The sequence below is a fragment of the Clostridium sp. AF21-20LB genome (assembly GCF_003478795.1).
GTDB lineage: Bacteria > Bacillota > Clostridia > Lachnospirales > Lachnospiraceae > Otoolea > Otoolea fessa.
In genome coordinates this window covers 139,891-162,277 of the sequence record NZ_QUGD01000002.1, presented here as the reverse complement: position 1 = coordinate 162,277, position 22,387 = coordinate 139,891, and the positions used below count along the sequence as shown (strand labels likewise).

The window sequence follows — 22,387 nt, the reverse complement described above, 5'->3', positions numbered from 1 at the left end:
TTATGAAAGGGAATCTAGTATGAAAACGATTTTAGATTTGATCGTGGAAGAACTGAAACCGGCGTTTACCGGCTGCGGGTACGATGAGAAGTACATCCGCGTAACGGTATCAAACCGCCCGGATCTCTGCGAGTATCAGTGTAACGGCGCGATGGCAGCTGCCAAAGCGTATAAAAAGAAACCGATCGATATTGCCAATGAGGTGGTGGAAAAGACAGCCGGAAGCAAGATGTTTTCTGAGATCAACGCCGTGATGCCTGGATTTATCAATATCCGCCTGAATCCGTGCTACCTGGCATCCTATGTACAGCAGGTGGCAGAGGATGAAAAGCTGGGACTCAACGCAGCTAAGAAGCCGGAGACGATCATCATTGATTACGGCGGAGCCAATGTAGCAAAACCACTGCATGTCGGACACTTACGTTCCGCGGTCATCGGAGAGAGCATCAAGCGCATCAGCCGCTATATGGGACACCATGTCATCAGCGATGTGCATCTGGGTGACTGGGGATTGCAGATGGGACTGATCATCGAGGAGCTGCATGACCGTCAGCCGGATCTGGTATATTTTGACCCGGATTATACCGGCGAGTATCCGTCGGAGCCGCCGTTTACGATTTCCGAGCTGGAGGATATCTATCCGGCAGCGAGCGCGAAATCCAAGGTAGATGCGGCATTCCGTGAGCGGGCACAGCAAGCAACCTTCAAACTGCAGAGTGGCTATGCACCGTTCCATGCGATCTGGAAGCACATCATGAACGTGTCCTTGAAGGATCTGAAAAAAAACTATGGCAATTTAAATGTATCGTTCGACCTCTGGAAGGGCGAGAGCGATGCGCAGCCATATATTCCGGGACTGATCGAGGATTTACAGAAAAAAGGTCTCGCCTATGAGAGCGATGGCGCGCTGGTTGTCGATATCGCACAGGAAGGGGATGCGAAGGAATATCCGCCTTGTATCGTCCGCAAATCCGATGGTGCGGCGCTGTATGCGACTTCCGATCTGGCGACGATCATCGAACGTGAGCAGGATTTCCATCCGGACCGCTACATTTACGTCGTAGACAAGCGCCAGGAGCTTCATTTTATCCAGGTATTCCGTGTGGCGAAGAAGGCGGGCATCGTCAAAGAAGATACGCCGATGATCTTCTTGGGCTTCGGTACGATGAACGGCAAGGACGGTGGTCCGTTCAAGACACGTGAGGGCGGTGTTATGCGTCTGGAGCACCTGATCAAGAATATCGATGAGAAGGTATATGAGAAGATTCAGGAGAAGCAGAAAGTTCCGGCGGACGAGATGACACGCACGGCGGAGATTGTCGGTCTGGCGGCACTTAAATATGCCGATCTTTCGAATCAGGCGACCAAAGATTACATTTTCGATGTAGACCGCTTTATTTCCTTCGAGGGAAATACAGGTCCACATATCCAGTATATGATCGTCCGCATCAAGTCCATTCTGGAGAAATACAAGGAACTGCGCGGTGCGGATGCTAAAGTGGTTCCGATCCGTCCGGCTGAGAGCGAGACAGAGAAAGCACTTCAGATGGCGCTCTGCCGTTTCGGCGAGGTGACAGAATCTGCATTCTACGAGACGGCGCCGCATAAGCTCTGCCAATACATGGCGGCAGTGGCGGATGCGTTTAATGCATTCTATCTGGAAAATAAGATCCTCTCCGAGGAGGACGCAGCGAAGCAGGCAGCTTTTATCAGCCTGATCACGCTGACCAAGCGGGTGCTGGATACCTGTATGGATCTGCTCGGAATGGAATCGCCGGAACACATGTAATCTGTAATATGGAGGAATCCTCATGAAAATAATAAAAATGTCCGTAGATACCTTCTGGAAGGGCGAAGTACGGGTACAGGGACAGATTGAGGATGAGACAAAGGTATATCAGACAAGAATTTTTATCAAGGGTAGTCAGATCTATGACTACTCTTGTTCTTGTGCGGAGGGAAATTCATTCCGGGGTCCCTGCGTTCATGCAAAAGCGCTTCAGGAGGCGTTTGCCCGCCAGCAGAAAGCCGAGCATACACCGCCGGTTTCGACTTCGCCGGAGATCCGATGATGATCCGGGAGTACACGAACCGGGAAGTAGCGCGGATTCTGGGCGAGGAAGAGCGGGAACCGGTCTATCTGCATCCCTATTTACAGATCCGGCGCGGCGAAGTGCTTTTGGAGGCACGGATCGGACGGGAAAAACGGTATATTGTGAAAAACCTGCTGGAATTTGCACAGGCGGTTCACAGCGGAAAACGGGTGGAATACGGAAAAGGCATGGCGTTTGAACACGTCCCGTCTGCCTTTGCGCCGGAAAGCCGCCCATTTTTAGATCTTCTGCTGGAGGAGGCGGACGCCTACATACGCCATTATGAGGAGATGCGCGGTCATGCGGGGCTGCCGCTTCCGGTGATGCGGGCGTTAACGCTGGGATCTGCAGCGAGGGATCGGCTGTTTGATCTTTTAGAGGGAAAAGAAGTCCAGACGGAGGACGAGAAAGGTGCTGAACGTGTGTGCCGGGTTGAGCACAAGGATCCGCGTTTCTCGGTGGAGGTGGAAGCAAGGGGCGATGGAATTGCGGTTACGGTTCCATCGGCTCTAACTTCGTTCCGGGGAGAACAGCGTCTGTATGTGGCAGATGGATTGCATCTGTTTGGATGCAGTGAACTGTATACAGAAACGATGGGCGTTTTTCTGGAGCAGATGGAACAGGGCGGAAGAGAGTGCGGAAGCCGGAAAGAGAAGCGGGAGCTGCTGGTTGGAAGCCGGGATATTCCGCTCTTTTATGCGCGGGTGCTGGAAGGCATGGAGGCACTTGGGATCTTGCAGAGCACGGAGATCGATTGGGAGAAATACCGCCCAGAGGCGTTGAAAGCCCGGTTTGAGTTTGACAGTGATTCGCCGGACGAGCTGCGTCTGCGTCCGACGCTTTCCTATGGAGATTTTACGTTTTCGCCGCTGGCGGACGAGCATGTTCCGCGGGAGATCTGCCGGGATGTACCGGCGGAATTTATATCAGCCGCCTGATCACGCGGTACTTCTCTTACTGGGAGGATGAGAGCGGCGAGCTGGTGATCCGCGGGGATGAAGAAGCGCTGTACCAGGTTCTGAGCGAGGGAATGCCGCAGTTTCAGGAGGTGGGAGAGGTATGGCTGTCAGAGTCTGTCCGCCATCTGCGCGTCCTGCCCCCGCCGGAAGTGTCGATGGGGGTTTCTCTTGGAGGCGGTTGGCTGGATCTGAAGATTGAGACGGCGGGAATCGACCCGGCGGAGCTTTTGCAGGTACTCAGTGAATACCGCCAAAAAAAGAAATATTACCGCATGAAAAATGGCGAATTTTTGCAGCTTTCGGGCGGCGGCCTGCAGGCGCTTGACAGTCTGACTGCGGATCTGGGACTGACAAAGAGTGAATTTCAGGCGGGGGAGGCGAAGATACCTGCCTACCGTGCTTTTTATCTGGACAGTCTCTCGGGCGACGGCAGGATGAAACTGTTTCAGCGGGATGAAGCCTACGGGATGATGGTGCGCGATCTAAAAACGGCGCAGAGTGTCAGCTATGCGGTTCCGGCGGTGCTGGAAAAGACGCTGAGGGAATACCAGAAGATCGGATATACGTGGATGCGGACGCTGGCGCGGTATCATTTCGGCGGGATCCTGGCAGATGATATGGGACTGGGAAAAACGCTGCAGGTGATTGCGCTTCTGACGGCATTTTATCAGGAAAAAACCGAGCAGAAAGCGGCTGGAAATGAAGGCAGTGGGTCAGAATTACCTCTTCCGTCTTTGATCGTCTGCCCGGCGTCGCTCGTCTACAACTGGGGACAGGAATTTGCCCGGTTTTCGCCGGAGATCCGCGTGCTTCTGATTGCCGGGACGGCGAAAGAACGGCAGGAACAGCTGGAGGAGCAGATGCGGATGGAGGCGTCTGAGGGGGCGCAGGTGATCATCACGTCCTATGATCTGTTGAAACGGGATCGGGCAGCGTATCTGGGACGCACGTTTGAATATGAGATTATTGACGAGGCGCAGGTCATTAAAAATGCAAAGACACAGGGAGCGAAGGCGGTAAAGGAGATTTCGGCGAATGCCCGTTTTGCCCTGACGGGAACGCCGGTGGAAAACCGGCTCAGCGAGCTTTGGAGCATTTTTGATTTCCTGATGCCGGGATTTTTATACAGTTACCGGAAGTTTCGTGAGCGGTATGAGCTGCCAATCGTGAAAAATCAGGATCCGGAAGCATTGACGGCATTGCGGCGGATGACGGGACCGTTTGTCCTGCGCCGCTTGAAAAAGGATGTGCTGCGGGAGCTTCCGGGCAAGGAAGAGAGGATCGTTTATTCGGCGGCGTCGGGGCGGCAGCAGAAGCTTTATACGGCGTCGGCGTTGAAACTGAAAGAGGCGCTGGCTGGTGGCGCGTGGTCGGGTAATGGAAAATTGGAAGTGCTTTCCCAGCTCATGCGGCTGCGCCAGATCTGCTGCGATCCGGCACTCTGTTTTGAAGATTATACGGGGGAATCGGCGAAGCTGGAGACCTGTGTTTCGCTGATCGCATCGGCGTCTGCGGCGGGACATAAGATCCTGCTCTTTTCCCAGTTTGCCTCGATGCTGGAGCGGATTCGGGAACGCCTTTTACAGGAGGGCATTTCGTCCCATCTTCTGGTCGGCGCGACCCCGAAGGAAGAACGCAGCCGGATGGTGCAGGCGTTTGCCTCGGATGAGGTTCCGGTGTTCCTTATTTCCCTGAAAGCCGGGGGAACGGGACTCAACCTGACGGCGGCAGATATCGTGATTCATTACGATCCGTGGTGGAATGTGGCAGCGCAGAACCAGGCGACCGACCGCGCGTACCGGATCGGGCAGGAAAAGCCGGTCACGGTATACAAACTGATCTTAAAGGATACGATAGAAGAAAATCTTTTGAAGCTGCAGAATGCGAAACTTGCGCTGGCGGCGCAGGTGGTTTCAGAGGGAATGGTTTCACTGGGCGATTTGAGCCAGAATGAACTGATGGAGCTGTTTGAACAGAATCCATAAAAAAATTTGCAGAAATAACGGGCAGGAGGAAAAAGCGTGAAGCAATGGAAACGATACAAATCATATATACTGCCATATAAGAGCGCCTTTATTCTGGGACCGCTCATGATGGTAACGGAGGTGCTGGGTGAGATTCTGCTGCCCAAATTTATGTCGATGATTATTAACCATGGCGTGGCGCAGAAAGACGGCGGATACATTCTCAAAATGGGACTTGTGATGGCGATTACCTCCTTTTTGATGGCGGCAGGCGGCATTCTGGGGGCATATTTTGCAGCGAAGGCGTCGATTTCCTTTACCAGCGATCTGCGCCGCGACTTATTTGCCAGAGTGCAGCAGTTTTCATTTAAAAATATCGATACGTTCAGCACGGGATCGCTGGTAACCCGTCTGACGAACGATATCCAGCAGGTACAGAACCTGATTATGATGGGACTTCGGATGATGCTGCGCGCGCCGGGCATGTTCCTGGGGGCGCTTGTGATGGCATTCTGGATGAATGCGGAACTGGCAGCTGTCATCCTGGTGGTGATTCCGCTTCTGATGGCGGCGATCGTCTGGATCCTACGGACTGCCTACCCGCGGTTTACAGCCATGCAGAAAGCGCTGGATACGCTCAATAGCGGCATCCAGGAGGTGCTGACGAACGTGCGGGTGGTGAAATCCTTTGTGCGGGAAGACTACGAGGAAAAGCGGTTTGCCGACACGAACCGGGAGCTCAAGGAGGCAGGGCTGCGGGCGCTGAAGATCGTAATTGCGACGATGCCGGTCATGATGTTCGCGATGAATGTGACGACACTGGCAGTTGTCTGGTTCGGCGGAAACCTGATTATCGGCGGACGGATGGCGGTCGGGGATCTGACGGCATTTACGACCTACATTGTACAGATTCTGATGTCACTTATGATGCTCTCAATGGTATTTTTGCAGAGTTCCCGCGCGATGGCGTCCATCCGGCGAATCGATGAGGTGCTGGATGAGCCGATTGATCTGAGCGATGAAAATGCATCACAGAAGGACCGGAAGGTTGAGAAAGGACGCGTGGAATTTAAGGATGTTTCCTTTTCCTACCGCGAAGGCGGTGAGCCGGTTCTATCCCACATCAGCCTGACGGCAGAGCCGGGAGAGACGATCGGCATCCTCGGTGCGACCGGAAGCGGAAAAACGTCGCTGGTACAGCTGATTCCCCGCCTCTATGATGTGACAGAGGGGAGTGTGCGGGTGGATGGTATCGATGTGCGGGAGTATTCCCTGAAAAATCTCCGGGACGGCGTTGGCATGGTTTTACAGAAAAACGTCCTGTTTTCCGGCACGATCGAGGAAAACCTGCGCTGGGGTGATGAGACGGCGACGGAGGAAGAAGTGCGGCGGGCAGCAGTGTATGCGCAGGCAGATTCCTTTGTGAATTCGTTTGCCGAAGGCTACAAAACGGAGATGGGACAGGGCGGCGTCAATGTATCCGGCGGTCAGAAACAACGGCTGTGCATCGCAAGGGCACTCTTAAAGAAGCCGAAGATCCTGATTCTCGACGACAGCACCAGTGCGGTCGATACGGCAACGGAGGCGGCGATCCGGACGGCATTCCGGGAAGATTTGAAAGATACGACGAAATTTATTATCGCACAGCGGCTGAGTTCGCTGGAATACGCGGATCGGATTCTCGTCCTTGAGGACGGCAGGATTATCGGAGAGGGAACGCAGGAGAAGCTGCTGGCATCCTGTGAGGCGTACCGGGAGATCTATGAGACGCAATATGGAAAACGGGCAGACGGGGAGGGGATGGCATGATGGATGAAAAACAGATTGAAAGCCTGAAACGCCGATATGGCAGCCGCATAGCCGACGCGCCGAAACGCCGCCGGGGACCGGAACGGATGGCGGTCATGAAGGGCGGAAAGCCCAAGGCGGGCGGTCAGACGATGCTGCGCCTGCTTTCATACTTAAAACGCGACCGGATGGCGATGACAGTCGCCTTTTTCTGTGTGATCCTGGGGACGGTGACGAATCTGGCGGGCGCCTATATGCTGCGCCCGATCATCAACCGGTATATTGTGCCTTTAGATGGCAGCCGGGGCGATGTGGTGGGGCTGTTCCGTTCCCTGTGCGTGATGGGAGCGGTTTATTTAGTCAGCGTTGCCGCTGCCTATATGCAGTCGCGCATCATGCTGCAGGTGGCGCAGAACGCGCTGCAGCGGCTGCGGGAAGAGCTGTTTAACCATATGCAGACGCTTCCGCTCCGGTTTTATGATACCGGCAGCAACGGCGATCTGATGAGCCGTTTTACAAACGATGTGGATACGATCGGCATGATGCTCAGCAGTACACTGGTGCAGCTTTTATCCGGCGCACTCAGTATTGTGGGAACGCTGGTGCTGATGATTTACACGAACGTGTGGCTGACGGTGATTACGCTTGCCATGATGCCGGTGATGCTGCGTGCCGGTAAATTTGTTGCCGGACGGAGCCAGAAATATTTCTCTGCCCAGCAGGCGGCGCTTGGCGCGATGAACGGCTATATTGAGGAGACCGTGCAGGGGCAGAAGGTCGTCAAGGTATTCTGCCATGAGGAGATCGCAGAGGAAGAATTTGGATGGCTCAATGCGGATCTGAAAGAAAAACAGATCCGGGCACAGTTTTTCGGCGGTGTGATGGGACCGGTCATGAACAATTTAAGCCAGTTAAATTATGGACTGACAGCCTGCATTGGCGGTTTGCTCTGTGTGTTCCGGAACTTTGATGTCGGTGGACTGACCGTATTTTTAGGTTTTTCGCGGCAATTTTCCAGACCGATCAACGAGCTTTCCATGCAGGTTGGAAACGTATTTTCGGCGCTGGCAGGCGCGGAGCGCGTGTTTGCAGTGCTGGATGCGGAACCGGAGGCGGCAGATGCGCCGGATGCGGTTTCGATCGCGCCGATCCGCGGTGAGGTGGTGCTTGACCATGTGACTTTCGGCTATGAGCCGGGGCAGGTGATTTTGAAGGATATTTCGCTCTATGCGAAGCCGGGACAGAAGATCGCCTTTGTCGGCTCGACGGGAGCCGGAAAAACGACGATCACGAATCTGATCAACCGTTTTTATGATATACAGGGCGGCTCGATCACGGTGGACGGCGTCGATGTCCGCCGGATGCACCGGAAGGAGCTGCGGGAAAATATCGCGATGGTTCTGCAGGATACGCATCTTTTTACCGGCACGGTACGGGAAAATATTCGATACGGGCGGCTGGATGCCACGGATGAAGAAGTTGTTGAGGCGGCAAAAACGGCATCGGCGCATTCCTTTATCATGCGTCTGCCGGATGGGTATGACACGATGCTGGAGGGTGACGGTGCAAACTTAAGCCAGGGACAGCGCCAGCTATTAAACATTGCGCGGGCAGCAGTTTCTAAAGCACCGATCCTGATTCTGGATGAGGCGACGAGTTCGGTCGATACGCGGACGGAGAAGCACATCGAGCACGGCATGGACCGGCTGATGGCGGACCGGACGACCTTTGTCATCGCCCACCGGCTTTCGACAGTCCGCAACGCCAATGCGATCATGGTGCTGGAGCACGGGCAGATCATTGAGCGCGGTGACCATGAAGATCTGCTGGCGCAGAAAGGGCGGTATTTTGAGCTGTATACCGGAATGAAGGAGCTGGAATAAGGCTTTCGTTGAGAATTAAATGAGAATTTGTTTCCTGTACGCGTGAACTCACCTATATTGAAAAACGGATGGATCTAGTGTATAATGGGAACACTTGAAATTTTTAAGTAAAATCGGATCACGTAAGTTGGAAAATAGAGCCGGATCCGTGGCAAATTTTGTACCGTTAGGAGGAATATCTATGAGTATCCGAGTTGGAATTTTAGGATATGGAAATCTGGGACGCGGCGTGGAGTGTGCGATCCGCCAGAATCCGGATATGGAACTGAAAGCAGTATTTACACGGCGTGCGCCGGAAACGGTCAAGATCCTGACCGAGGGCGTACCGGTTTATCATGTAGATGAGGCAGAGGCGAAGAAAGACGAGATCGACGTTTTGATTCTCTGCGGCGGTTCGGCTACGGATCTGCCGGTCCAGACCCCGAAATATGCACAGTGGTTTAACGTAGTGGACAGCTTCGATACCCATGCAAAGATTCCAGAGCATTTCGCAGCAGTCGATGAGTCCGCACAGAAATCCGGAAAGGTTGGCATCATCTCTGTTGGCTGGGATCCGGGTATGTTCTCCCTGAACCGTCTCTATGCAGCTGCATGCCTGCCGGAGGGCGAAAATTATACATTCTGGGGCAAGGGCGTCAGCCAGGGACATTCCGATGCGATCCGCCGGATCGAGGGCGTCAAGGATGCCAGACAGTACACAATCCCAGTTGAGAGTGCACTGGAGGCAGTCAGAAGCGGCAGCAGCCCAGAGCTGACCACCCGCGAAAAACACACCAGAGAGTGCTTTGTTGTGGCAGAAGAGGGAGCGGATCAGGCAAAGATCGAGAATGAGATCAAGACCATGCCGAACTACTTTTCTGATTATGACACAACGGTTCATTTCATCACCGAAGAAGAACTGAAACGCGATCACAACCGTCTCCCGCACGGTGGTTTTGTACTCCGCAGCGGTAAGACCGGCTGGAACAAAGAGAACCACCATATCATCGAGTACAGCTTAAAGCTGGATTCCAACCCGGAATTTACTTCCTCCATCATCGTGGCATACGCACGCGCGGCATACAAGATGAACCAGGAAGGCCAGAAGGGCTGCAAGACCGTCTTTGATGTGGCACCGGCGTATCTGTCGGCAGAGAGTGGGGCAGATCTGCGGAAGAAGTATCTGTAAAAATTTATTAAATAAAAATAGAAAGCGTCTGGAATGCAGAAGATCTGCATGACAAGATGGATTCTGTGACGCACGGCGTATGCAAAGACGGCGTTAACTGGAAACCGGCGAAGCTGGTCAACGATTTAAAGAGAAGATACAAAAAGAATCAAGCGGTAGCTGGAGGAGCTGAATGTCCTTCGGCTACCTGTTTTTGTAATAAAATTGTAATAATTTCAAATTTTCCTTTCAACTTGTATTGTCGCTTAAAATGAAGTAAAATGTAAGACAGATTTGCATGATTTGTACCTGCGCAGCACTGGCAAAATCCGTTAAAGTCCGCGCAATGAGTGAACGTAACTTTACGTTTGCGGGAGCTGGTGGGTAGGAGAAAAGCGAAAATACATACAGGAAGGACAATATACGATGAATAAATGGAAAAAATCCGTGCGTTCCCTCTGCCTGGGAATGGCACTTATGATGTCTGTGTCATGGACGGCATTTGCTGCGACAGACGGGGCGACCGGTCCGGGACAGGCGGCAGGAGGCACGGTCTCCGGCGCAGTTCCTTCGGGAGCAACGGTTACTTCACAGAATGCAGCTCAGCCGACGGTGGCAGCGCAGGGCGCAGTGCTCTATGATGCGACGCACAACCAGTTCCTGTTTTCCAAGAATGCGGATACGCAGTATTATCCAGCCAGCATCACGAAGCTGATGACGGCGCTTCTGGTAGCGGAAAACTGTAATCTGAGTGATACGGTAACCTTTTCCCAGACGGCAGTTTCGAATCTGGAATCGGGCGCGGTGACGCTGCAGGTCAAGGCGGGTGATACCTTTACGGTTAAGGACTGTCTCTATGGTCTGCTTTTAAAATCGGCAAATGAGGTGGCAAACGGACTGGCGGAGCATGTGTCCGGCAGTGTCAGCGCGTTTGCGGATAAGATGAATGAGAAGGCAGCGTCCTTAGGATGCACGCATACGCATTTTGCAAATCCGAATGGTCTGAACAATGCGAACCATTTTACAACCGCACATGATATGGCGCTGATTGCAAATGCTGCATTCAATAATGCGACGGTGCGTCAGGTTGCATCGACCCTGCATTACGATTTCCCGGCGACTGCCAGCGTGCCGACGGTGCGGACGCTTACGATGGGACATAAGATGCTCAATCCGGCAAATTCCCAGTATTATGAGGGAATCATAGGCGGAAAGACCGGTTATACCTCCCTGGCAGGCAACACGCTGGTAACGTGTGTAGAGCGGAATGGCGTGCGCCTGATTGCAGTTATTTTAAAGAGTTCGCAGACCCATTATGACGATACGAAGAAGTTGCTGGACTATGGTTTTGCAGTGGCGGGAAGCGCATCCGGCACACCGGCAGGCACGAACACCTCGGTATCGGATGCGGCGAACAACAGTACGTCAAATTCCAGCAAGCCGTCCGGCAATACGACCAGCAAAAATACCTCTTCTTCCGGCAGCCAGGGTGGACCGGGTAGCTCTGGAGCTGGCAATACAGCTGCTCAGGGCGACGGTGCGTGGCAGCAGTTTGGAAATGAATGGAAATACCTGAAAGCAAACGGAACCTACGCGGCAAATGAGAGTCTCCTGATCAAGGGGGAGACATACTATTTCCATGCAGATGCGTGGATGGCGCGTGACTGGCAGATGGTAAACGGCTCCTGGCATTATTATACCGAAAGCGGGGCTATGGCGAAGAGCCGCTGGATTCAGACGAATGGATACTGGTATTATGTGAGTGCTGACGGAGCATTGTTTGTCAATGGAACGACACCGGACGGATATAGAGTCGATGCGAATGGTGTCTGGATTCAGAAATAAAGAAGAGCATAAAACGGAGCCGACCGGCAGAAAAGACCGGGGCGGCTCCGTTTTTCACAGCTCTGCGGCCGCAAAAAGACCGGCGGCACAGCTGGCAGATGGGGGTGATGTTATTATAGTGTGATCAATTCATACTCCCGGCTTCCCAGACCGATCTTCTCCGCGTGTGCCAGGCAGCTTTTCCACTCAGATTCTGGTGTGGAATTTGTGAAATGGTCATGGTGATCGTGGAAATCCGGATCGGCAAGATGTTTTGCAAGCTGGCTGCCCGGCATCGGAGCAGCGGCCAGACAGGCGTCCACACAGGCCTGATCGAGTGCCAGAGGATCGAAAGAAGCAAACATACCAAGATTTGGAAGGATCGGTACGTCATTTTCACCGTGGCAGTCGCAGTTCGGGGAGACGTCAACCACCAGGGAAATATGGAAGTTTGGACGTCCATCCACAACGGCTTTTGTGTATTCCGCCATACGGCAGTTTAACAGCTCGTTGGCTGCGTTGTTGTCAAATTCGATCGCGTCAAAGTTGCAGGCGCCGAGACACCGTCCGCAGCCGACGCAGTGCTCAGCATCCACGTGCATTTTTCTGGAGGCTTCATCGAAAACGAGACCGCCGTTGGCACATTCCTTCTGACAGCGGCGGCAGCCCGGCAGAGCTTTTCCTTGACGTGTGGTTTTCCACTGCTGTGCTGATCGGTCTTACCGGCGCGAGAACCGCAGCCCATGCCGATATTTTTGATCGTACCGCCGAAGCCGGTCATCTCATGTCCCTTGAAATGGGTCAGGCTGATAAAAACATCGGCATCCATGACGGCACGGCCGATCTTAGCTTCTTTGATGTATTCGCCTCCGGCCACCGGAACAGCGATGTCATCGGTGCCTTTTAATCCATCACCGATGATGATTGGACATCCGACAGTCAACGGGGTAAAACCGTTTTCCCAGGCGCATTCCAGGTGCTCAAGCGCATTCTTGCGGCTGCCTGGATACATCGTATTGCAGTCTGTTAAAAATGGTTTGCCGCCCAGCTCTTTGATGACATCAACAACGGCCCTGGCATAATTCGGACGCAGATAACTGATATTTCCAAGCTCACCAAAGTGCATCTTGATAGCGACAAATTTACCGTCCATATCGATGGAACCGATCCCGGCTTTACGGATCAGTTTTTTTAATTTGGCAGGGAGACCATCGCCAAATGCAATGGTGTGGAAATCTGTAAAGTATACCTTTGCTTTTTCAGCTTTTGACATATGAATACCTCCTGATAGATTGCTTTTTTGGATTTTTTTATATAGTAAAGTGATAAAAAAATCCATTTTATTATACCGGAATCGGGTGGATGTGTCAAAAATTTACTTTTCTTTTTAATGTAGTTCCTATATAATAAAAAAACATGGAAAAAGCAGATTTCAGCTGCAGGGAGGATTCTGGCAAGATACCTGTATCTGGAAACCTGCTTTTGAAAATACGAGGGGACTTGTCTGCATAGAAGGGACAGTGACCCGGGCAGGAGATGACAGTATGAGAAATGCACCGGTTATCTATATCGTGGTGCCTTGTTACAACGAAGAGGAAGTTCTGCCATTGACGGCAGATTTTTAGGAAAAAAATTAGATGATTTAATCCGCAGCCGCCGGATTCATCCGGGAAGCCGGGTGCTGATGGTAGATGACGGTTCGAAGGATAAAACGTGGAAGCTGATCGAAGAATTCCATGAGAAGGATGAACGGTTTGCAGGTGTGAAGCTGAGCCGCAACCGCGGCCATCAGAATGCGCTTTTAGCAGGACTTTTTGAGGCGGCGAGACGGCGGTGTGATGCGGCGATCTCGATGGATGCCGATCTGCAGGATGATGTGGACGCATGCGACGCGATGATCGAGCGGTATATGGCTGGCTGTGACATCGTGTACGGTGTGCGTCGCCACAGGACGACGGATACATTTTTTAAGCGTACAACCGCACTGGGATTTTATAAGATTATGAATGCGTTGGGAGCGAACACTGTGTATAATCATGCGGATTACCGCTGATGAGCCGGAGGGCGCTGGAAGGACTGGCGGAATTTTCGGAGGTCAATCTGTTTCTGCGCGGGATTGTCCCGATGATCGGCTATCCGTCCGATGTGGTATATTATGACCGTAAAGAGCGGGCAGCAGGGGAGAGCAAATATCCGCTGAAAAAGATGCTGGCTTTTGCCATCGAGGGCATCACTTCGCTGAGTACAAAGCCGATCCGGATGATTACGTTCATGGGAATTGCGGCATTTTTTGTCAGTATTGGATTCCTTATCTGGGCAGTGGTTGATTTCTTCCGGGGCAATACGATCACTGGCTGGGCGAGCATGATGGTGTCGCTCTGGTTTATCGGCGGACTGCTCCTTCTCTCGGTCGGAATCGTCGGAGAGTATGTCGGAAAGATTTATCTGGAGTCGAAGCACCGCCCACGCTATATCATCGAGAGCCGCACGCCGGATCGCATCCGAGAACGTGAGAAAGGGCGCAGCCGGAGGCAGGAGATGCCGGGAGAAAATTTGCGCCGCAGCCGTGCAGAAGCACGGGAACTCCAGACATCAAAAAGAAGAGAAGCTGTGCAAAAACCGGAGCAGGAGTGAAATAGCTCTTAAAAATAATAGTTCTTAAAAATTCAGGAAACACTTGACAAACCCGGAAAATGGGTGTATCTTCATAAACAAATAATTCCTATCAGGAATAAGGGAATATAAGCTGAAAGGGGACAGATCCGATGCGTCAGAGTAAAGCCATGCAGATGAATATGATGATGAACGGCATGTGTATGATGTGCTGTCATATTTGTGTGCATGAAAGACGGAACGGGCTGGTCGGATAGACCTGTAAGTATAGCATAGGAAGCCGCGATCCGTACTGGATTCGCGGCTTTTTTGTGTCATAAGAAATTCCTTGGAATTCCTTATGACACAAAAAGGCACTAACTGCTTCCTGTGACAGAAAAACAGTAGTGGCATCTTTTATGCGACAGGGTATCAATGCTGTATATTCGAAAAAAGAGAGGGGAAAAGACAATGGAGCAGAGAAAGAAAGCGATCATCTGCCTGGAAGGACTGGGAAAGCAATTCCAGACAACTAACGGAACGGTGACCGCGTTAGATGATATTAACCTGGAAATCCTGCAAGGTGAGATTTTTGGAATTATCGGTCTGTCAGGTGCAGGAAAGAGTACGCTGGTCCGGTGTATCAATTATCTGGAGACACCGACGGCGGGACGGGTTATTTTTGAGGGACAGAACCTGTCGATGATGAAGGAGGCGGAGATTCGGAAAGCCAGACAGTCGATGGGAATGATTTTCCAGCAGTTTAATCTTCTGGCACAGAGAAATGTACTCCAGAATGTGTGCTTTCCGATGGAGATTGCCGGTGTCCCGAAAGCAGAGGCGAAGAAACGGGCGGCTGAGCTTTTAAAATTAGTCGGTCTGGAAGAACGGATGAAGGCATATCCGGCACAGCTCTCCGGCGGACAGAAGCAGCGTGTGGCGATTGCACGTGCGATGTCCACGAACCCGAAGGTGCTGCTTTGCGATGAGGCGACGAGTGCCCTCGACCCAAACACGACAAAATCGATTTTGGAGCTTCTCAAGAAGATTAATCGCGAACTCGGCATTACTGTGATCGTGATTACCCATGAGATGGCGGTGATTGAGTCTATCTGCGACCGTGTGGCGATCATCGACCACAGCCACATTGCAGAGTCTGGCAAGGTATCAGAGATTTTCTCCGGTCCGAAGTCGGAGATTGGGCGGCAGCTGATTCTCGGTGAGACGTTAGGGCAGAAGACAAGCTTTGCCAGAGCGCGCCAGATCCGCGTTATTTTCAATGGACAGGAATCTTCGGAGCCAATTATTTCCAATATGGTATTAGCCTGCAAGGTTCCGGTCAATATCCTTCTCGCGGATACCCACGATATCGGGGGCAAGGCGATGGGACAGATGCTTCTGCAGCTCCCGGAGGACGAGGTGGATGCAGGGCGTATCTGCAATTATTTAAAAACGGTCGGTGTGACCTATGAGGAGGTGCGCTAAGATGATATTTGATGCGAGGACAGTTAGTATGCTGGTAAAAGAGACCTGGAGAACCTTATATATGGTAGGTCTTTCTTCCCTGATTTCTTATTTGATCGGCATCCCGCTCGGCGTGGCGCTGGTTGTAACCGATAAAGACGGCATCCGTCCGGTGCCGCTGTTCAACAAAGTGGCGGGCGTGATTGTCAACCTGCTCCGTTCGGTGCCGTTTATCATCCTGTTAGCGATGGTAATGCCGCTGACCCGCGCGATCGTGGGAAAGACGATCGGAGCAAATGCGGCAGTTGTACCGCTGGTAATCGCGGCGTTCCCGTACATCAGCCGTATGGTAGAGGCATCATTAAAGGAAATTGATGCAGGCGTGATTGAAGCAGCAAAATCAATGGGCGCTTCAACCTGGCAGATTATTTTCAAGGTGCTGCTTCCGGAGTCCAAGCCGTCCCTGTTAGTCGGCGCAGCGATATCGATCACGACAATCCTCGGATATTCCGCGATGGCAGGCTGTGTCGGCGCCGGCGGTCTGGGCGATGTGGCGATCCGATATGGATACCACCGTTATCAGGCAGATATGATGCTGGTTACCGTTGTGATTCTCGTTATTATCGCACAGCTGATTCAGGAGATCTTTACGCGGAGTTCGAGAAGAAGTGATAAGAGAATCCGTTAATAAGATATTTACAGAAATGAAATGCAGCCTATCGTCTGTGGCAGATGCAGGACATTTCTGAAATATAAATTTAAAGGAACTGTTTAAACATACAAAGAGGAGGAAAACACTATGAAAAAATCATTCTTAGGAACCACATTTCTGGCACTGCTGGCAGCTGCATCCTTAGCAGGCTGCTCTTCCAGCTCGAATGAGACAACTGCTGAGACCGCTGCAGAGGCAGCAGAGGAGACCACCGCAGAGGCAAAAGAGGCAGACGGCGATCTGGAGAAGCTGGTAGTAGGCGCAAGCCCGGCACCGCATGCTGAGATCCTGGAAGCTGCAAGAGAGCTTCTGGCAGACAAGGGATACGATCTGGAGATCGTAGAGTATACTGATTATGTACAGCCGAACAACGCACTGGAGTCCGGCGATCTGGATGCAAACTACTTCCAGCACAAACCATATCTGGATACCTTCAATGAGGAGAATGGCACTCATCTGGTAAGTGCAGGCGCAATCCATTATGAGCCATTCGGCATCTACGCAGGCAAGAGCGATTCTTTAGATGAGCTGGCTGACGGCGCAGAGGTTCTGGTGCCGAACGATGTAACCAATGAGGCAAGAGCACTTCTGCTTCTTCAGGATCAGGGTCTTCTGACACTGAAAGAGGATGCAGGTCTGACCGCAACTATCAATGATATTACAGAGAACCCGAAGAACCTGGATATCGTAGAGCTTGAGGCAGCACAGCTTCCGCGTTCCTTACAGGATGCTGATATCGCAGTTATCAACGGCAACTACGCAATCGAGGCTGGTTTAAAGGTAACCGATGCTCTGGCAGTAGAGGCTTCTGATTCTCTGGCAGCCCAGACATACGGAAATGTCGTAGCAGTCCGTGAAGGTGACGAGGAGAGCGACAAGACAAAAGCTCTGATGGAAGTCCTGACAAGCGATGATATCAAAGAATTTATCGAGACGAAGTACGATGGAGCGGTTGTTCCGCTGTTTTAATTGACGGCAGGAATTTGATTACAGCAATGAAATTGGGAAGAGACGGATGCTTTGCGGTGAAAACCGCAGGCGGGGGTCTCTTCTTTCGATTTATGGGAATGTGCCTCAGATGAAAAATGTTTTGCGTGAATTTTTTTGAATCATGTGATAGAATAAAAAAAGGATAAAGGTGACAGGCGGGTGATAAGAATGGAAATTCATATACAGAACAGGAAAAAGGGCTTTACGCTGGCGGAGCTTTTGGTAGTCGTTGCGATTGTTGCCATTTTAGCTGCAATTTCTATTCCTATTTTCACCAGGCAGCTGGAGGCCAGCCGGGAGGCCACGGATCTTGCCAATGTCCGTTCTGCCTATGCAGAGGTGATGGCAGCGGTCATGATTGAGGATACAGAGAATGAAGTGAAGGTTGTAAAGCTGAAGCAAAAAAAAAGCAAAATGGCAGTCGCATGACCCGGTGACGATAGGTGGAGTGATGCATTATAATGATCAGGGTGATACGGCCAACTGGATTGGTTATCCGGTTCCGGGTGGGGAGTGTGAAGTTTCCTATCAGCGAATTCGGGAGTGCTTTTTAACTGGAAAGGTAAAAATGGTACAGGCGGTTCGGAACAGAAATATACGTTTAATATCAATTGCGATATGCATGCGCCCTTGAATAACAGCGGCGTATTGGAAATGCTGGGTAATAACAACAATTTTGAAATTGATTCCAACTGTACAAAATCCAATATGCTTCCAAAGATACAGGCAAAGATTGAGGAGGACAGCCTGTTAAAAAAGGGAACCTGGGCCTATCTGGGAGATGCGAAGGATAAGTCGAAGCGATATTTATTCTGGACATCTGTAGATATATCGTCAGATTCGGTTGGTGCAGGAAAGAAGATACCGGTTATTATCAGTACAGCAGATGGAAGGTTTTATATTTCAGAAACAACTACCGCTATGCGAGTGAATAAAGCTGGTAATTATATAGCAATCGCCGGTCATCTGACTCCAACACAGTATAAGGAATATCTTTCGAATGATAAAAAGTATGAGAATCTGCAGGAGGCATATGATGCATACGCAAAGCTGGTGACGGATGGGACGTATCAACAGTATAAGGATACGCTGCCGAAGTAGGGTCTGTGCAGCTGTTACAGCTGGGCGTCTTTAAAGTGGGAAGAGCCAGGGCATATGTTACTGTTCACGCATACGTGCCCAGTAACGGGCATATATCATTTATCAACCTGTGCCGAAAACCTTGACATTTTCCTGAAAAACCTCTATGATAACAAGGAACTGAAAAATGAAAGGCAGTGAAGAAGAGGAGTACACATAGAAGCCCTGACAGAGAGAACCGCGCAGGTTGAGAGACGGTTCCGGGAAACGGATGTGGAAGGTAGCTTCGGAGCCGGATTTCTGAAAAACCGCGTTCTGCTATGACTTAGGAATGTTGTGAAAGAGAGTGGTGGATAAGAGATCCCGGGAGTTCCCGTTATAGAATCAAGAGGATTGGGGTAAAGTCTGGATGTGTGCAAAGAAAACACCGGCAGGCGGAAATCCTGATTGAATTAAGGTGGTACCGCGTATATGACGCCCTTTGCAGATGATATGTCTGCAAGGGGCTTTTTCATTTCATAGGAAATTACGTCCTATGAAACAAAAAACGCTCCGCGAGGATGCGCACTCGCGCGAAGCAGAAACATGTCGCAAGCGACCGCGCTCGGCGCGAGAATGTGCCAAGGCACATTCTTTTTCATAGGAAACGCGCTTCGGAAAGGACAAAACAGATGAAAAAACAGGGTCCGCTGACAAGCTGTGATACGTGCGGCAATTATGTCTATGACGATGATTATGGGTATTATCTGTGCGAGGCAGATCTGGATGAGGACGAGATGGCGGCATTTTTAAGCAACCAGCGTTTTGTCTGCCCGTACTACCAGACGGATGATGAGTACAAGATTGTCCGGAAACAGATGTAAGAAACTGCATCGGAAATTACACAAAATGAAGGTAAACAAGATGCGGTTCATGATAGAATGCGAGGATAAACAGCATTTGATGAGTTAAAACACAAAAGGAGAATCGATCAATGAAAGAACTGGAAAAGACATATAATCCGGCGGATATTGAAGATCGCCTGTATCAGAAATGGCTGGACAGCAAATATTTCCACGCCGATGCAGAGCGTGGACGCAGAAACGGCAAGAAGCCGTTCACGATTGTGATGCCGCCGCCAAATATTACCGGACAGCTTCATATGGGACATGCGCTGGATAACACCATGCAGGATATCCTGATCCGTTACAAGAGAATGCAGGGCTATGAGGCACTGTGGCAGCCGGGTACCGACCATGCGCGATCGCAACGGAGGTTAAGGTTATCAATAAGCTGAAAGAGCAGGGCATTGACAAGCATGATCTGGGTCGTGAGGGCTTCCTGGAGAAAGCATGGGAGTGGAAAGAAGAGTACGGCAGCCGTATCGTAAAACAGCTTCACAAGCTGGGTTCCTCCGCTGACTGGGACCGCGAGCGTTTCACGATGGACGAGGGCTGTTCCGAGGCGGTTCTGGAAGTATTTACCAGACTGTATGAAAAAGGTTATATTTACAAGGGATCCCGTATCATCAACTGGTGCCCGGTCTGCCAGACTTCCATTTCGGATGCCGAGGTAGAGCATGAGGAGCAGGACGGCTTTTTCTGGCACATCAATTACCCGATCGTCGGCGAAGAGGGACGTTTCGTCGAGATCGCAACCACCCGTCCGGAGACGCTGTTAGGCGATACTGCGGTAGCTGTCAACCCGGAGGATGAGCGCTACAAGGATATCGTAGGCAAGATGTTAAAACTGCCGCTGACCGACCGAGAGATTCCAGTCATCGCGGATGAGTATGTAGATAAAGAGTTCGGTACCGGCTGCGTAAAGATCACACCGGCACATGACCCGAACGACTTTGAGGTAGGAAAACGCCACAACCTGGAAGAGATCTGCATCATGAATGACGATGCAACCATCAGCGTACCGGGCAAATATCAGGGCATGGACCGCTACGAGGCGAGAAAAGCCATGGTAGAGGATCTGAAGGAAATGGGACTTTTAGTCAAAGTCGTTCCGCATTCCCACAACGTAGGTACTCACGACCGCTGCGGCACAACCGTAGAGCCGATGGTAAAACCACAGTGGTTTGTCAAGATGGAAGAGATGGCGAAACCGGCGGTAGAGGCACTTAAATCCGGCAGACTTAAATTCGTTCCGGAGAGCTTCGGAAAGACCTATCTGCACTGGCTTGAGGGCATCCGTGACTGGTGTATTTCCCGTCAGCTCTGGTGGGGACACCGGATTCCGGCTTATTATTGTGATGACTGCGGCGAGATGACTGTTGCCAAGAGCGCACCGGCGGTATGCCCGAAATGCGGCGGCACCCACCTGCATCAAGATGAGGACACGCTGGATACCTGGTTCTCCTCCGCCCTGTGGCCGTTCTCTACGCTCGGCTGGCCGAAGGACACACCGGAATATGAATATTTCTATCCGACCGATGTGCTGGTAACCGGATACGATATCATTTTCTTCTGGGTTATCCGTATGGTATTCTCCGGTCTGGAGCAGACTGGCAAAGAGCCGTTCCACACCGTCCTGATCCACGGTCTGGTACGCGACTCCCAGGGACGCAAGATGAGTAAATCCCTTGGAAATGGTATCGATCCGCTTGAGGTTATCGACAAGTACGGCGCCGATGCACTTCGTATGACCCTGATGACCGGTAACGCACCGGGCAACGATATGCGCTTCTATTGGGAGCGTGTGGAAGCCAGCCGTAACTTTGCAAACAAGGTATGGAATGCATCCCGTTTCATTATGATGAACATCGAAAAAGCGCCGGTAACGGATGTGAAGCTTTCTGACCTGCAGATGGCTGACCGCTGGATCCTCTCCAAGGTCAACACGCTGGCAAAAGATGTTACCGAGAACATGGATAAGTACGAGCTGGGAATCGCTCTCCAGAAGGTTTACGATTTCATCTGGGAGGAGTTCTGCGACTGGTACATCGAGATGGTAAAACCGAGACTCTGGTCCGAGGAAGACACCACCAAGGCAGCTGCACTCTGGACCCTGAAAACGGTTCTGATTCAGTCCTTGAAACTGCTGCATCCATATATGCCGTTCATCACCGAGGAAATCTTCTGCAACCTGCAGGATGAGGAACCGTCCATCATGATTTCTTCCTGGCCGGAGTACAAGGATGAGTGGAATTTCGCAGACGAGGAGAAAGCTGTAGAGACGATCAAGGATGCAGTCCGCGCGATCCGCGGCGTCCGCACATCCATGAACGTACCGCCGAGCAAGAAGGCAAAAGTATACGTTGTATCCGAGGATCCGGAAGTTCTGGCCATCTTCGAGCACAGCCGTGTATTCTTCGCAACTCTTGGCTATGCGAGCGAGGTTGTCCTTCAGAAGGACAAGAGCGGAATCGCAGACGATGCCGTATCGGCTGTGACTGCAAAGGCAACCATCTATATGCCGTTTGCAGAGCTGGTGGATCTGGACAAGGAGATCGAGCGTCTGACCAAGGAAGAGGAGAAGTTGAAAAAAGAGCTTGCCCGTTCCGAGGGCATGTTAAGTAATGAAAAGTTCGTCAGCCGCGCACCGGAGGCAAAGATTGCCGAAGAGCGTGAGAAGCTGGAGAAATACCGCCAGATGATGGCACAGGTACAGGAGCGCCTGGCACAGCTGCGGAAATAGTTGAATATGAAGTAAAAGGCAGGATCGAGAGATCCGCCTGATGCGTGAAATAAGCCGATGTGTATGGGGAAAACTATATGCATTGGCTTATTTGCAAAGAAAGAACCGAAATTATTCTGTTTTTTATCTCAGTCGAGAAGACTCCCACCTCTTCAGGTGGTGAGTAATAGCAAATTTGTCTCAGTGGGAGTCCATTCTCCGACTGAGATAAACGCTCCGCGAGGATGCGCAGTGATTCTGTAAAGAATATGTCAGCTTCGCTGACCA

At 51.4% G+C, this 22,387-nt stretch carries 14 protein-coding genes, 3 pseudogenes and 1 other annotated feature; of the genes and pseudogenes, 16 read left to right on the top strand and 1 reads right to left on the bottom strand.

Features of this window, described 5'->3' with window-relative positions:
* The first annotated feature begins 19 nt into the window (after nucleotides 1-19).
* From argS to DWX76_RS02130, 8 genes are all read left to right on the top strand, one after another.
* On the top strand, nucleotides 20-1,789 hold the full coding sequence (argS, locus tag DWX76_RS02155) for an arginine--tRNA ligase (protein ID WP_022358738.1): 1,770 nt from the start codon (nucleotides 20-22) through the stop codon (nucleotides 1,787-1,789).
* A 22-nt stretch (nucleotides 1,790-1,811) separates the two neighbouring features.
* The gene (locus DWX76_RS14785; protein WP_412693954.1) at nucleotides 1,812-2,072 is read left to right on the top strand and encodes an SWIM zinc finger family protein; all 261 of its coding nucleotides are present in this window, start codon (nucleotides 1,812-1,814) and stop codon (nucleotides 2,070-2,072) included.
* Nucleotides 2,069-3,031, top strand: coding sequence for an SNF2 helicase associated domain-containing protein (locus tag DWX76_RS14780; RefSeq protein ID WP_412693953.1), 963 nt, complete (start codon nucleotides 2,069-2,071; stop codon nucleotides 3,029-3,031). Before DWX76_RS14785 ends, DWX76_RS14780 begins: the two co-directional genes overlap by 4 nt.
* A 44-nt stretch (nucleotides 3,032-3,075) precedes the next feature.
* Nucleotides 3,076-5,037 (top strand): SNF2-related protein, encoded by a 1,962-nt coding sequence (locus DWX76_RS14775; protein WP_412693952.1) that lies wholly within the window; start codon nucleotides 3,076-3,078, stop codon nucleotides 5,035-5,037.
* A gap of 105 nt (nucleotides 5,038-5,142) precedes the next feature.
* Nucleotides 5,143-6,825: an ABC transporter ATP-binding protein gene (locus DWX76_RS02145; RefSeq protein ID WP_118570045.1), complete on the top strand. Its 1,683-nt coding sequence runs from the start codon at nucleotides 5,143-5,145 to the stop codon at nucleotides 6,823-6,825.
* Nucleotides 6,822-8,687: an ABC transporter ATP-binding protein gene (locus DWX76_RS02140; protein ID WP_118468696.1), complete on the top strand. Its 1,866-nt coding sequence runs from the start codon at nucleotides 6,822-6,824 to the stop codon at nucleotides 8,685-8,687. The genes DWX76_RS02145 and DWX76_RS02140 overlap by 4 nt, the downstream gene beginning before the upstream one ends.
* 181 nt (nucleotides 8,688-8,868) lie before the next feature.
* A complete protein-coding gene (locus DWX76_RS02135; RefSeq protein WP_117795607.1) occupies nucleotides 8,869-9,855 on the top strand; it encodes a diaminopimelate dehydrogenase in 987 nt (328 codons plus the stop codon).
* A gap of 405 nt (nucleotides 9,856-10,260) precedes the next feature.
* Nucleotides 10,261-11,679, top strand: coding sequence for a D-alanyl-D-alanine carboxypeptidase family protein (locus tag DWX76_RS02130; RefSeq protein WP_118570032.1), 1,419 nt, complete (start codon nucleotides 10,261-10,263; stop codon nucleotides 11,677-11,679).
* A gap of 113 nt (nucleotides 11,680-11,792) precedes the next feature.
* Here DWX76_RS02130 and DWX76_RS02125 read toward each other — a convergent pair.
* Nucleotides 11,793-12,931, bottom strand: a pseudogene (locus DWX76_RS02125) (DUF362 domain-containing protein).
* Nucleotides 12,932-13,202: 271 nt separating this feature from the next.
* On the opposite strand from DWX76_RS02125, the pseudogene DWX76_RS02120 reads away from it, so the two are divergent.
* From DWX76_RS02120 to DWX76_RS02085, 8 genes and pseudogenes are all read left to right on the top strand, one after another.
* A pseudogene (locus DWX76_RS02120) lies at nucleotides 13,203-14,292 on the top strand (glycosyltransferase family 2 protein).
* Between the two features lie 429 nt (nucleotides 14,293-14,721).
* Nucleotides 14,722-15,735: a methionine ABC transporter ATP-binding protein gene (locus tag DWX76_RS02115; protein WP_118570031.1), complete on the top strand. Its 1,014-nt coding sequence runs from the start codon at nucleotides 14,722-14,724 to the stop codon at nucleotides 15,733-15,735.
* Nucleotide 15,736: 1 nt separating this feature from the next.
* Entirely contained in the window at nucleotides 15,737-16,402 is a 666-nt protein-coding gene (locus tag DWX76_RS02110) for a methionine ABC transporter permease (protein ID WP_118472773.1), read from the top strand.
* 111 nt (nucleotides 16,403-16,513) lie between these two features.
* The gene (locus DWX76_RS02100; protein WP_118570030.1) at nucleotides 16,514-17,395 is read left to right on the top strand and encodes a MetQ/NlpA family ABC transporter substrate-binding protein; all 882 of its coding nucleotides are present in this window, start codon (nucleotides 16,514-16,516) and stop codon (nucleotides 17,393-17,395) included.
* A gap of 189 nt (nucleotides 17,396-17,584) precedes the next feature.
* The gene (locus tag DWX76_RS14060; protein ID WP_207664889.1) at nucleotides 17,585-17,845 is read left to right on the top strand and encodes a prepilin-type N-terminal cleavage/methylation domain-containing protein; all 261 of its coding nucleotides are present in this window, start codon (nucleotides 17,585-17,587) and stop codon (nucleotides 17,843-17,845) included.
* Nucleotides 17,846-18,070: 225 nt separating this feature from the next.
* Complete coding sequence (locus DWX76_RS14055) at nucleotides 18,071-18,517, top strand: hypothetical protein (RefSeq protein WP_207664888.1); 447 nt, start codon at nucleotides 18,071-18,073, stop codon at nucleotides 18,515-18,517.
* 167 nt (nucleotides 18,518-18,684) lie between these two features.
* Nucleotides 18,685-18,981, top strand: a binding site (T-box leader).
* 186 nt (nucleotides 18,982-19,167) lie between these two features.
* On the top strand, nucleotides 19,168-19,359 hold the full coding sequence (locus DWX76_RS02090; protein ID WP_022358726.1) for a DUF6472 family protein: 192 nt from the start codon (nucleotides 19,168-19,170) through the stop codon (nucleotides 19,357-19,359).
* Nucleotides 19,360-19,469: 110 nt separating this feature from the next.
* Nucleotides 19,470-22,120 (top strand): annotated as a pseudogene (locus DWX76_RS02085) (valine--tRNA ligase).
* Nucleotides 22,121-22,387: the final 267 nt, after the last annotated feature.